We start from the raw sequence: 12,486 nt of genomic DNA on the forward strand, positions 1-12,486 counted from the left end.
TTCATTTTAGAATCAAAAATCTGCAACTTACTTTTCTTATCCTGTCCTGCCTCTTTTATATAGAAAGTGAACAAACAAACCTCCTGAGATTACCAAACAGCTGAAAAAATTTTAAGATACACATATGATAATCAACGAATAAGGTATTATTTACACATTATTTTCACAGTTCTTTTTAAGTTTAAATATCAAATTTATTACAAATTCAAAAACTCTTACAGCCTTTAAAATTATACATCGCTCAGGAATTTAGTAAGTTTTATGTTAAATTTGTAATATTTAAACTATTATTTAAAGAGTAGCGTAAAAAACTTCAAAATAAGATTAGGTAATTCGAATCAAATTTATTTTATTTGGCAAAAAATAACCCCATAATCAATTAATTAATTCTATGAAATCCTATTCAATTCAAGAGATTAACGAAGTCATACAAGGTGTAATTTACGGCACTACTTCTCAAAGTGTAACAGCAACAGAGCAGTTGGAAAAAGCAACAACTTCTGAAATTTCTTTCATAGGAAATAAAAAATATGAAAAATTATGGGAAGCTTCAAAAGCTCCGATAGCAGTTGTTAACGAAGACATTTCAATTGAACCGGGAGATAATCGTGCTTTTATTAAAGTAAAAAATGCGGACTTGGCCATGTCTCAGATTCTTGCTCTTTTTGCACCACCTACCCCGTTATTTCATAATGAGATTCACAAAACAGCAGTGATAGACGAAACCGCTATTATTGGTGAAGGAAGTAAAATTGGTGCTGGCTGTTATATCGGCCCAAAAGTAGAAATTGCAGCAAATGTTACCATCTATCCAAACGTTACTATTTTAGACGAATGTACTATTGGCAAAAACACAGTGATTTGGTCTGGAGCAGTAATTCGTGAGCGTTGTCATATTGGTAACGACTGTATTATTCATCCCAATGCAACAATCGGTGCAGATGGTTTCGGATTCCGTCCTTGTAGTGAAAAAGGTCTGGTAAAAATTCCACAAATCGGAAATGTAATTATAGGAAACGGTGTTGAAATTGGAGCAAATACTTGTGTTGACCGTGGAAAATTCAGTTCTACAATTCTAGGAGATGGCTGTAAAATTGATAATTTAGTTCAGATCGGACACAACAGTAAATTAGGTAAATTTTGTATCATGGCCGGAAACAGTGGTTTGGCTGGTTCTGTAACTCTTGGAAATGGAGTAATAATTGGTGGAAGCGCCTCTATCAAAGATCATACGACTATCGGTGACGGAGCCATTGTTGGTGCCGGATCAGGAGTTGTCGGAGATATTCCTGCCGGAAAAACCATGCTGGGATATCCTGCTGTAGAAGCTCGTGATGCCTTAAAACAATGGGCAATCCTAAAAAGAATGGTTTGCGATTCTAAAAAATAATTTAAAAAATAGAAAAACATACAAAACAGGAGTTCGCTTCTGTTTTTTTTTGCTCTAAATTGTCAAAACGGTCAAAATTTCAATTGTAAACAATTCAGTTTATTATATTTATTTCAATTGATTTTGTAAATTAGCACACACTATTTTGTAAAAACATCAATAACTTATGGATTTAAACTTCAATAAAAACGAAGATCACAATAAACTATTACTTTCTGATTTAAAACAAAGATTTGCCAAAGTCAAATTAGGCGGAGGCGAAAAACGAATTGCAAAACTTCACGCAGAAGGCAAAATGACTGCCCGCGAACGCATCGATTACTTATTGGACGATAACTCCAAAAGTATCGAAATCGGAGGATTTGTCGGAGATGGAATGTATGCCGAACACGGCGGCTGTCCTTCCGGAGGTGTTGTAATCAAAATAGGATACATAAAAGGAAAACAATGTATTGTTGTCGCCAATGATGCCACTGTAAAGGCCGGAGCATGGTTTCCAATCACAGGAAAGAAAAACCTGCGTGCCCAGGAAATTGCAATGGAAAACAGATTGCCAATTATATATTTGGTAGACAGCGCAGGAGTTTACCTGCCGCTTCAGGATGAAATTTTTCCGGACAAAGAACATTTCGGCCGTATTTTTAGAAATAATGCTCAAATGAGCAGCATGGGAATCACGCAAATAGCCGCTGTAATGGGCAGTTGTGTTGCCGGTGGAGCCTATCTACCCATTATGAGTGATGAAGCTTTAATCGTTGATAAAACCGGAAGTATTTTTCTTGCTGGAAGCTATTTGGTAAAAGCAGCCATTGGAGAAACGATTGATAATGAAACTTTAGGCGGCGCAACAACGCATTGCGAAATTTCGGGCGTAACCGATTATAAAGCAAAAGATGATGCAGACGCTTTAGATAAAATAAAAAACATTGTAGACAAAATTGGTGATTTTGATAAAGCCGGCTATAGCAGAATCAAAGCCGAAAAACCTGCCTTAGACCCGACAGCTATTTACGGGATTTTACCAAAAGCCAGAAACGAGCAATACGACATGATGGAAATCATCAATCGTCTGGTTGACAATTCTGAATTTGAAGCCTACAAAGAGGGATACGGACAATCACTCATTACCGGTTATGCCAGAATTGACGGCTGGGCTGTAGGTATTGTAGCCAACCAAAGAAAAGTAGTAAAAACCAAAAAAGGCGAAATGCAATTTGGCGGTGTTATTTATTCAGATAGCGCCGATAAAGCAACCCGCTTTATTGCCAATTGCAACCAAAAGAAAATTCCATTGGTTTTTTTACAGGATGTGACCGGTTTTATGGTGGGATCAAAATCTGAACATGGCGGAATCATTAAAGATGGCGCTAAAATGGTAAATGCGGTAAGTAACTCAGTAGTACCTAAATTTACGGTAATTGTTGGTAACTCTTACGGAGCCGGAAATTATGCAATGTGCGGAAAAGCCTATGACCCAAGATTGATTTTTGCCTGGCCAAGTGCAGAACTTGCTGTTATGGGAGGAACTCAGGCCGCAAAAGTACTGGCTCAAATTGAGGCTTCTTCACTTAAAGCGAAAGGAGAAATTGTAGATGAAGCCAAAGAAGCAGAATTATTTGCAAAAATAAAAGCCCGTTACGACGAGCAGACTTCTCCATATTATGCAGCTTCAAGATTATGGACAGATGCTATTATTGATCCGTTAGACACCAGAACCTGGATTTCTATGGGTATAGAAGCAGCCAACCACGCTCCTATTCAAAAACCATTTAATCTGGGTGTCATTCAGGTATAATTTTTAAGGGATTCTTAAAATGGGTTAAATAAAAAGTAAAAAACTTATTTTCAGGCACTTAAAATTAAATATATGATTAAAAATTATTAACTTAGTGGGTAATTTTTAATCACGTAGTGTCATGGAAAATGTAAAAAGTTTAAATAAATGGGCCAATGCGCACACTTATTTACCAGTAGATTTAGTACGTATTGTATTGGGTGTGTTTTTATTTATGAAAGGGATTTCGTTTGTAACCAACGTTCAGTATCTGCATGATTTAATTTCTCCGATAGACCAGTTTGGAGGCGGAATGTTTCTCTTACATTACATTGCGCCGGCCCACATGATTGGTGGAATTATGATTTTCTTCGGATTACTTACACGTTGGGCAATAGCGGCACAATTACCCATATTATTTGGAGCTGTTCTTGTCAACTCTTTGGGACATATGCACTCTGAAAGTTTAATTCTGGCAGTAATAGTATTGCTGGTTTGTATTTTCTTTTTGTTTTATGGAGGAGGAAAACACTCTGCTGATTATTATTTCAAAATGCAACAATAACATTATTTTATCCTCAATGGTATCAAAAAAGCGTTGAGGATAAAATAATAAAGCGTCTTTTGAGCGTTAATTAATTCTATAAAATTTCTTTAATTGTGTTTTATGCGTTAATTTCGCCAGTATGAACCGGATTCGTAAAACCGTTATTTTTGTTTCACTTTTGATTATAGCTTTCTTCGCTTCTCAGGCGAATGAGATTGCTATAGAAGAAATCGAAAGTCAAAAAACGGATACAACGTTCTCTGCAGAAACACCCGATTCTTTAGCTTTTATACAACCTCAGGCAAGTTATCAATTTGCTGCAAATATCAAAACCAACTACCCTGTCGTATCAAAATGGTTTGATTCTATATTGATGGTCATTCCAGCTCATCAGGCGTTACAATCAGTAACCAATTTCTCCAATCAACATTTAAACCAGAGTAAAAGAGTCTTACTTCTGCTCTTTCCTTTCCATTATTTTTGGTAGTTAATTTTTTGAATCTTTAATCGGAAGAATCCTTTCTTTCCAAGTCATTAAACTGTTTTCAAAAGGAAAACCGTTTATTATTTCATTCAATTAATACAACAAAAATGGATACAAGTGTAACTATAATTGGTATTGTGATTGCGATCATAGTAGCCATTCCCGTATATTTTTCTGCCAGGACAAGTGCAGTCAACAAAGCAAAAATTTTAGATATAAAAAGAAGATTCAATCCAAATCATCCGCAGGATTTTGATGTAACAGAATCTCAAAGCAACAAAACGCTTACCATAGATCAAAAAAACAGAAAATTTATTTTAATGAATTTCAATCCAAATCAACAGGAATCTATATATGTTGATCTGAAAACGATTTCATCCTGTAAGCTGGTTTTAACTTCTGACTCCAACTCAGATACTATACTAAAAATTGATTTTGAATTTCACGAAAAAGAAAGTTCAAAGAAAATCATAATTCCTTTTTATGATTTCGATGACGACCGTATCAAACAAATAAGTGCTTACCAAGATCATATGTTTGCAAAAAAATGGCTTAAAATCATTCAGGATTCTATTTAATGTTAGTTATTTAATTCACCGGAGAGACTCATAATTGGGTCTCTTTTTTTATACCTCTAATATGACAATTATCATTTTATCTGTTGGTCTCAATAAGTATTTTTGATAAATCCAAAAGACAATTTTATGAAAATTTCTCTCACTCAAAAATACAATGTTCCAGGCCCGAGATATACCAGTTATCCAACAGTTCCGTATTGGGATGAAAGTAATTTCACAGAACAAAAATGGGTAGAATCCTTTCAAAAATCATTCGCAGAAAGCAATTCTGAAAACGGAATCAGTTTATACATACATTTGCCTTTTTACGAAAGTATGTGTACGTTTTGCGGGTGCAATAAACGAATTACAAAAAATCATTCTGTTGAGGAAACTTATATCAAAGCACTTTTAAAAGAGTGGAGTTTATACTGCGGGTTACTTCCGGAAAAACCACTTATAAAAGAAATACATTTGGGCGGAGGTACGCCTACCTTTTTTTCGGTAAATAATTTAGAGCATCTTATAAATGGCATTTTTTGCTTTGCCAATAAAGCGGAGCATTATGAATTTAGTTTTGAAGGCCATCCTAATAACACCACGTATGAACAACTTAAAAAACTATATGATTTAGGTTTCCGCCGGATAAGTTTTGGTGTTCAGGATTATGCCGAAAAAGTTCAGAAAGCAATTCACAGAATACAGCCTTTTCACAATGTAGCGAAAGTAACTTTTTGGGCAAAAGAAATTGGCTATACTTCTATCGGACACGATCTGATTTTTGGTCTGCCTTTTCAAAATATCGAAAATATAGTAGATACCATTGAGAAAACAAATTCTTTAAAACCGGACCGACTTGCTTTTTACAGCTACGCACACGTACCCTGGATAAAAGGAAATGGCCAGCGTGGTTTCAATGACGAAAACCTTCCTAAAGATATCGAGAAACGAAAACTTTATGAAGTTGGAAAACAATTGCTTTCTAAAAACGGTTATCATGAAATTGGAATGGATCACTTCGCCTTGACTTCTGATAGTTTATACAAAGCGTCACAAAATAATAAACTACATAGAAATTTTATGGGTTATAGTGCTTCCAAAACTCAGCTCATGATCGGATTAGGAGTTTCTTCCATTAGTGATAGTTGGTACAGTTTTGCACAAAACACTAAAAATATCGAAGATTATTATCAACTATTGGAATGGGATAAACTGCCTGTTGTTAAAGGTCATATTCTTACTAATGAAGATCTGATTATTAGAAAACACATCCTAAATTTAACCTGTGAATTTGAAACTTCCTGGACAGGCAAAAACCTTTATTTTAATGAACTTCCGGATGTTTTATTAAGTTTAAAAGAAATAGAAAAGGACAATTTAATTTGTATTGAAGAAAATAGAATCAGAATTACAGAAGCCGGAAGACCTTTTGTCCGTAATATTTGTATGGCGTTTGATTTACATCTAAAAAGAAAATCACCGGAAACCAATTTGTTTTCGATGACTATTTAAATAAAACTTTTTTTAATGACAATTTGGAGTCTGCTGTACAAATAAACTGAGATTAGACGGAGATACATACGGAATTCCCAGACCTAAACCCCTTAATATAAACAGCACTCCAATAATTACAGCTATATAAGGAATTACTTTTTGAATTCTATTTCTAAAAGATGCTGTTATTATGGAATTGATGTATAAAACAATCGTCATTAACGGTATTGTTCCTAATCCGAATAAAAGCATATACAAAACACCAAAGCTGGCACTTTGCATTGCTATTGCTCCAAACAAAGCGACATATACCATTCCACACGGGAGAAATCCGTTTAATAAGCCAATTATGAAAAGTGACTTGTAACTCCTGTTTTTAAATTGAGTTCCTAAACCTGATTTTATTTTTGAAATGACTTTATAGACTGGTTTCGAAAAGTTGTATTTTGAAAATATTTTTTCCGGCATTAAAACCACAAGTATCATGGCCAAACCAATAAAAATCGATAGTTTTTGTTGTAAACCAGCCAGGAAAAAAAACCTTCCTAACAACCCGAAAATTAGTCCGATAGTTGAATAAGCTGTTAATCTTCCTAAATGATAGGTTACAATTTGGGTTACTTTTTTTGCCTCATTCCGGCGATCGACCGGTAACATCATAGCAATTGGTCCACACATTCCAATGCAGTGAAAACTACTAATCAGTCCGAATATAAAAGCCGAATACAACATTTTGCTCTTTATTAATTTACGTAAATTACTTCCTTAGACAAATATTTTATTCCATTGTATTGCCATTCCATAGTGACATCCCAACGTCCTTTAATTAATTTTTCATGAGAAATCAACAAAGAATTGCCTGTCAGGCTAATGGCGGTATTAAAATCAAATTTTTTGTTTGATGGACGGTACAGTAATATATTCCCTTTTATTTTTTCACTTGCAAATGTATTGGGGAAAGTTATTTTCAAACCTTCAGCCGTATAAACCATAGCAGGTTTATATTTTAGATCATGTGCATTTTGAATTCGTGCCATCTCTTCCTGAAAATGCGAATCATGTTTGTAGTATTCTTCGACAACCAAGTCGTTATCGTATTTACTATTCGATTGGACTTCAAAAACAAAGTACAGAATAAAGGTCATAAATAATCCAAAAGCGATTACTATTCCTGTTCCCCAGTTAATTTTCATGGTATTATTTTTTTAATTAAAACTCCTTGGTCCCAGAAAATTTGTTGTGGAAGTTTCCAGCAACTGTTTCCCGTTATAAATTCCGATTTTCACTTTGGTCTTGTCACTTTCTAAAAGCGCCTGATCAATTTCTATGAAAAGAGTTCCTTGTGAAATTCCTTCTTTCAGCACTTTAAAATGTTGATTTCCTACGTTTTTAATATCGCCTTTCTGCTCTATTAACTCAAAATGAATATCATTGTAGTCTTTCATCGTTTTATTTACAATCTTATACGTATACACATTGCTGATTTTATCTCCTTTGTGTTGAAAAAGTTGGCCCGGCAAACGTAAAATAATAGCCTGAACATCTGTTCTTAAAAACAACATCCCTACAAAAACACTTAACAAAATAAACAGGACTGCTGTATACCCCTTCATTCGGGCAGTGAATTTAAAAGGTGCTTTTTTCTCGATTTCATCTTCAGTAGCATATCGGATAAGACCTTTGGGTAAACCCACATTTTCCATGATAGCATCGCATTCATCAATACAAGCAGTGCAATTGGTACATTCTAACTGTGTTCCGTTTCTAATGTCAATTCCCATTGGACAAACGTGCACACACTGGTTACAATCTATGCAATCCCCTTTTCCTGTTGAAACTCTGTCTTCTTTTTTATTGAATTTTGCACGACCGGCTTTTTTTTCACCCCGAACAAAATCGTAGGCAACGTTTATTGATTTATTATCTAAAAGTACACCTTGTAAACGACCATAAGGACAGGCGATAATACAAACCTGCTCCCGAAACCACACAAAAACAAAATAGAAAACAGCTGTAAAAATAAGCAGGGCCATAAAATTACTAGCCTGTTCAACTGGCCCTTGTTCGATCATTAGAAATAATGTATCACTTCCGACTAAATAAGCCAGAAAAACATTCGCAATTCCAAAAGAAATCAAAAAAAACAGAAACCATTTTAATACTCTTTTACGAATTTTTTCGGTGTCCCATTTTTGCCTGGATAAACGTAATTGTGCACCACGATCTCCGTCAATCCAATATTCAATTCTTCGAAAGACCATTTCCAAGAAGATCGTTTGGGGACAAATCCATCCGCAAAAAATTCTTCCAAAAACAACTGTAAATAAGATGACAAAAACCACTCCCACCAGCATCGATATCACAAAAAGATAAAAATCCTGTGGCCAAAATGGGAACCCGAAAATATTAAACCGACGTTCCAGAACGTTGAACATCATAAACTGGTTCCCGTTTACTTTTATAAATGGGTTCGCAATTAATATGGCAAGCAATACATAGCTAACCCATTTTCTGTATTCATAAAACTTACCAGACGGTTTTTTTGGAAAAATAAATTTTCGTTTACCACCTTCATCAATTGTTCCGATGGTATCTCTAAATGCTTCGTCTGGTAAATTTGACATGACTTTTATTATTTAACTTGGGTACTATCGACCTTTTTATTTGCTGCTGCCTCATCTTTTGGTGCCTTTTCATCAACCCAAATTTCACCTTCGGCTTCTTTTGGATCTTTTGGATTGCTTCCCTGCAAAGACAAAATATAACTTGCCACTTTTTGAATTTCTTTAGGTTTTAAAGTTCCTTTCCAGGAAATCATTCCTTTTCCGTCACGCCCGCCATTGGTTATGGTATGGAATAGATTTTTAATTCCACCCCCTAATATCCAACGATTATCGGTTAAATTGGGTCCAATTTGCCCGCCTCCGTCAGCACGGTGACAAGCTGCACAATTGGTTGTGAAAATTTCCTTTCCGGCATCTAAACTTGGTGCGTCCGTTAATAAAACAACTGTTTTTTCATCCATTAAATCCGGAGCAGTCTTTAGATATTCTTCTACATCAATTTTTGCCTGCGCCATTTCTTTTTTGAGTTCCATTTCCTGATCATCTCCTCCGAAAACGTCATAACGCGCCACATAAACTACTCCAAAAACAATACAGATGTAGAACAAATAGACCCACCATGGTGGTAAATTGTTGTCTAATTCCTTAATGCCATCATAATCATGATCCATTAATAAATCGCCCTCTCTTTCGATTGGCTGTGTCTTCGTCAGTTTTTGCATCAGGTTTTTATACCAGTTGCTTTCCTTAAAAGGCAAGCTATTTTCATACGCCTCTTTTGCCCTTTCTTCTGCTGTCATCAATTGGTACATCACGCGATTAACGGCACTTAACGTAATCTCTATCGCAATGAGAATAAATAGGAATACAAATAAAAAGACCGAAACCATAGGGTATTTTATAAATGCAGCCCTGTCACCGGAGTCTATAAAATACTCTAACAAAGCAAAGACTATGAAGAAAATTACAGGGACTCTTACATATACCGGGAAATATTTTTTCATTTTATTTATGTTTTGAAAATTAAACTAATCCTTCATCCAAAGGGATTTCACTCATTTCCTGTATTTTTTCTTTTTTATAAGAGAACACCCAAAAAGCCAGGCCTACAAAAAAGAAAAAGAATATCAGAAGGGAAAGAATGGGGTAAATTTCTATACCCTTGATATTCTCCATATTGTGTTTTATTTGTTCGAACATAACCCTTATTTTTTAGCGGTTTCTTTTACTTTAATATCTGTACCGAGTCTTTGTATGTAAGCGATAAGAGCTACAATCTCCCTTTCATTCATCGGTGTAAATTTCTCACCTTTGGCAGCTGCTTTTTTCTTACTATCCTCATAACTTTTCACAAAATCAGGATCACTTTCTAAGCTTTTCTCTATCGCTATTGCCTGAGTTCTCAATGTTTGTTGTGCGTTTGCCACTTCGCTGTCTGTATAAGGAACCCCAAGTGAAACCATTGCTTGCATTTTTCTTTGAGTTAATGAAATATCCATTGGTTCATTGTCAAACAACCATTTGTAACCCGGCATAATTGAACCTGCCGAAGTACTTTGCGGATTCCAGAAGTGATTAAAATGCCAATTATCATTATATTTTCCTCCCACTCTCAGCAAATCAGGTCCGGTACGTTTTGATCCCCAAAGAAACGGATGATCATAAACAAATTCACCTGCCTTAGATTGTGGTCCGTAACGTTCTACTTCACTTCTAAACGGACGGACTGATTGTGAGTGACAGCCAACGCAACCTTCACGGATGTATAAATCGCGCCCTTCCAGTTCTAATGGTGTATAAGGTTTTACGCTTGAAATGGTTGGAATATTTGATTTGACCATAATTGTGGGTACAATCTGAATTATTCCTCCAATTAAAATAGCGACTGTAGCTAAAATGGTTAACTGAATTGGTCTTCTTTCTAGCCAGGAATGGAATTTTTCTCCTTTAAGCCTGTTTGTACTGATTCGTTGTAAAGCGGGAGCCTGAGCTAGTTCGTCTTCTACGGTTTCACCTGCTCTTACTGTCATTATAATATTATAAACTAATATAAGCATACCCACCAAATACAAAGTACCACCGATGGCTCTCATCCAGTACATTGGCATAATCTGAGTTACTGTTTCAAGGAAATTTCCATACGTTAAAGTACCATCCGGATTAAATTGTTTCCACATGGATGCCTGAAGAAAACCGGCGACATACATTGGTAAAGCATAAAGGATAATACCTAAAGTTCCGATCCAGAAATGAAAATTGGCTAATTTATTTGAGAACAATTTAGTTTTGGTCATTCTGGGAACGAGCCAGTAAATAATACCAAATGACATGAATCCGTTCCAGGCTAAAGCTCCAACGTGTACGTGGGCAATAATCCAATCGGTATAATGGGCGATAGCATTTACATTTTTTAAGGAAAGCATTGGCCCTTCAAAAGTGGCCATTCCGTATCCTGTAATTGCTACTACAAAGAATTTCAAAACCGGTTCTTCACGAACTTTATCCCAGGCACCTCTCAACGTTAAAAGACCATTAATCATACCTCCCCAGGATGGAGCGATAAGCATTATAGAAAATGCTACTCCTAAATTCTGAGCCCAATTGGGTAACGCAGAATACAATAAGTGGTGTGGTCCTGCCCAGATATAAATAAAGATTAAGGACCAGAAATGTATAATCGATAAGCGATACGAATAAACTGGCCTGTTGGCTACCTTAGGAATGAAATAATACATCAGGCCTAAAAATGGTGTAGTCAGAAAAAATGCAACAGCATTATGTCCGTACCACCATTGTACTAAGGCGTCCTGAACTCCGGCGTAAACGGAGTAACTTTTTAACGCTGAAACCGGCAGTTCGATATTATTAAAGATATGCAAAACAGCGACGGTAACAAATGTGGCCAGATAAAACCAGATAGCCACATACAAGTGACGTTCACGACGACGCAATATGGTACCAATCATATTAATACCCATTACCACCCAAATAAGTGCAATTGCGATATCAATCGGCCACTCCAGCTCAGCATATTCTTTTGAAGAGGTATATCCTAAAGGCAACGTAATTGCAGCGGCTACTATAATAAGCTGCCATCCCCAAAAATGAAGATTACTTAGAAGATCACTAAACATTCTGGCTTTTAGCAGACGCTGCAGCGAATAGTACAAACCTGCAAAAAAAGCATTCCCTACAAAGGCAAAAATTACAGCGTTTGTATGCAAGGGTCTCAATCTACCATAGCTTAACCACGGAATCCCGTCGGTCATGTTAGGAAAAAGATACATCACTGCTAATGTAAGCCCGACAAGCATTCCGACGACACCGAATAGGATCGTAGCGTAAATGAATTTTTTTACAATTTTGTTGTCATAATAAAACTGTTCCATTTCCATAATTAGATTTGTTTTTCTTCGTTTATTGATTTATTTTTTTTGGGAGTAATTTTGGTTTCGTCGTCAAAAAGCATTCTGACCGAAGGTGTATAATCATCATCATACTGTCCGGATTTGACAGCGATAATAAAAGCAATAAAGAACCCTATTGCTACGAAAATACTTACTGTAATTAATAGATAAATGACACTCATAACTCAAAATTTATATCAACAAAATTATTGTGTAACAGGCAGATAAAATATGATAATTATCATGACGGATTATAAATGTTAATTGCC

Annotated in this window: 13 protein-coding genes; 6 read left to right on the forward strand and 7 right to left on the reverse strand. The window is 35.6% G+C overall.

Translation table 11 applies throughout. From position 1 onward, the window contains the following. The first annotated feature begins 391 nt into the window (after nucleotides 1-391). The 6 genes from lpxD (at nucleotide 392) to hemN (ending at nucleotide 6,264) form a co-directional block, all read left to right on the forward strand. Entirely contained in the window at nucleotides 392-1,390 is a 999-nt protein-coding gene (gene lpxD, locus HAV12_RS16210; protein WP_171570567.1) for a UDP-3-O-(3-hydroxymyristoyl)glucosamine N-acyltransferase, read from the forward strand. Between the two features lie 166 nt (nucleotides 1,391-1,556). Then, nucleotides 1,557-3,185 (forward strand): acyl-CoA carboxylase subunit beta, encoded by a 1,629-nt coding sequence (locus HAV12_RS16215; protein ID WP_171570568.1) that lies wholly within the window; start codon nucleotides 1,557-1,559, stop codon nucleotides 3,183-3,185. A gap of 121 nt (nucleotides 3,186-3,306) precedes the next feature. Next, nucleotides 3,307-3,729 carry a DoxX family protein gene (locus tag HAV12_RS16220; protein WP_132037922.1) on the forward strand — a complete coding sequence of 141 codons (423 nt, stop codon included), beginning with the start codon at nucleotides 3,307-3,309 and terminating at the stop codon, nucleotides 3,727-3,729. Between the two features lie 121 nt (nucleotides 3,730-3,850). After that, nucleotides 3,851-4,198: a hypothetical protein gene (locus HAV12_RS16225; RefSeq protein WP_171570569.1), complete on the forward strand. Its 348-nt coding sequence runs from the start codon at nucleotides 3,851-3,853 to the stop codon at nucleotides 4,196-4,198. Between the two features lie 104 nt (nucleotides 4,199-4,302). Continuing rightward, nucleotides 4,303-4,773, forward strand: coding sequence for a hypothetical protein (locus tag HAV12_RS16230; protein WP_171570570.1), 471 nt, complete (start codon nucleotides 4,303-4,305; stop codon nucleotides 4,771-4,773). 126 nt (nucleotides 4,774-4,899) lie between these two features. Further along, nucleotides 4,900-6,264, forward strand: coding sequence for an oxygen-independent coproporphyrinogen III oxidase (hemN, locus tag HAV12_RS16235; RefSeq protein WP_171571706.1), 1,365 nt, complete (start codon nucleotides 4,900-4,902; stop codon nucleotides 6,262-6,264). Nucleotides 6,265-6,276: 12 nt separating this feature from the next. Here hemN and HAV12_RS16240 read toward each other — a convergent pair whose 3' ends face one another. The 7 genes from HAV12_RS16240 to ccoS are packed head-to-tail and all read right to left on the reverse strand — an operon-like array spanning nucleotide 6,277 to nucleotide 12,399. Then, complete coding sequence (locus HAV12_RS16240; protein WP_171570571.1) at nucleotides 6,277-6,978, reverse strand: sulfite exporter TauE/SafE family protein; 702 nt, start codon at nucleotides 6,976-6,978, stop codon at nucleotides 6,277-6,279. An 11-nt stretch (nucleotides 6,979-6,989) separates the two neighbouring features. Beyond that, complete coding sequence (locus HAV12_RS16245) at nucleotides 6,990-7,439, reverse strand: FixH family protein (RefSeq protein WP_171570572.1); 450 nt, start codon at nucleotides 7,437-7,439, stop codon at nucleotides 6,990-6,992. 12 nt (nucleotides 7,440-7,451) lie between these two features. Continuing rightward, on the reverse strand, nucleotides 7,452-8,870 hold the full coding sequence (gene ccoG, locus HAV12_RS16250; RefSeq protein WP_171570573.1) for a cytochrome c oxidase accessory protein CcoG: 1,419 nt from the start codon (nucleotides 8,868-8,870) through the stop codon (nucleotides 7,452-7,454). A gap of 8 nt (nucleotides 8,871-8,878) precedes the next feature. Continuing rightward, nucleotides 8,879-9,814, reverse strand: a complete 936-nt coding sequence (locus tag HAV12_RS16255) for a cbb3-type cytochrome c oxidase N-terminal domain-containing protein (protein WP_171570574.1) — start codon at nucleotides 9,812-9,814, stop codon at nucleotides 8,879-8,881. Between the two features lie 19 nt (nucleotides 9,815-9,833). Then, on the reverse strand, nucleotides 9,834-10,010 hold the full coding sequence (locus HAV12_RS16260; RefSeq protein ID WP_127337187.1) for a CcoQ/FixQ family Cbb3-type cytochrome c oxidase assembly chaperone: 177 nt from the start codon (nucleotides 10,008-10,010) through the stop codon (nucleotides 9,834-9,836). A gap of 5 nt (nucleotides 10,011-10,015) precedes the next feature. Next, nucleotides 10,016-12,205, reverse strand: coding sequence for a cytochrome-c oxidase, cbb3-type subunit I (gene ccoN / locus HAV12_RS16265; RefSeq protein ID WP_171570575.1), 2,190 nt, complete (start codon nucleotides 12,203-12,205; stop codon nucleotides 10,016-10,018). 2 nt (nucleotides 12,206-12,207) lie between these two features. After that, entirely contained in the window at nucleotides 12,208-12,399 is a 192-nt protein-coding gene (gene ccoS, locus HAV12_RS16270; protein WP_154340886.1) for a cbb3-type cytochrome oxidase assembly protein CcoS, read from the reverse strand. Nucleotides 12,400-12,486 lie beyond the last annotated feature (87 nt).

The organism is Flavobacterium sp. CLA17 (genome assembly GCF_013112255.2).
In the GTDB taxonomy this organism is placed as follows: Bacteria; Bacteroidota; Bacteroidia; order Flavobacteriales; family Flavobacteriaceae; genus Flavobacterium; species Flavobacterium circumlabens.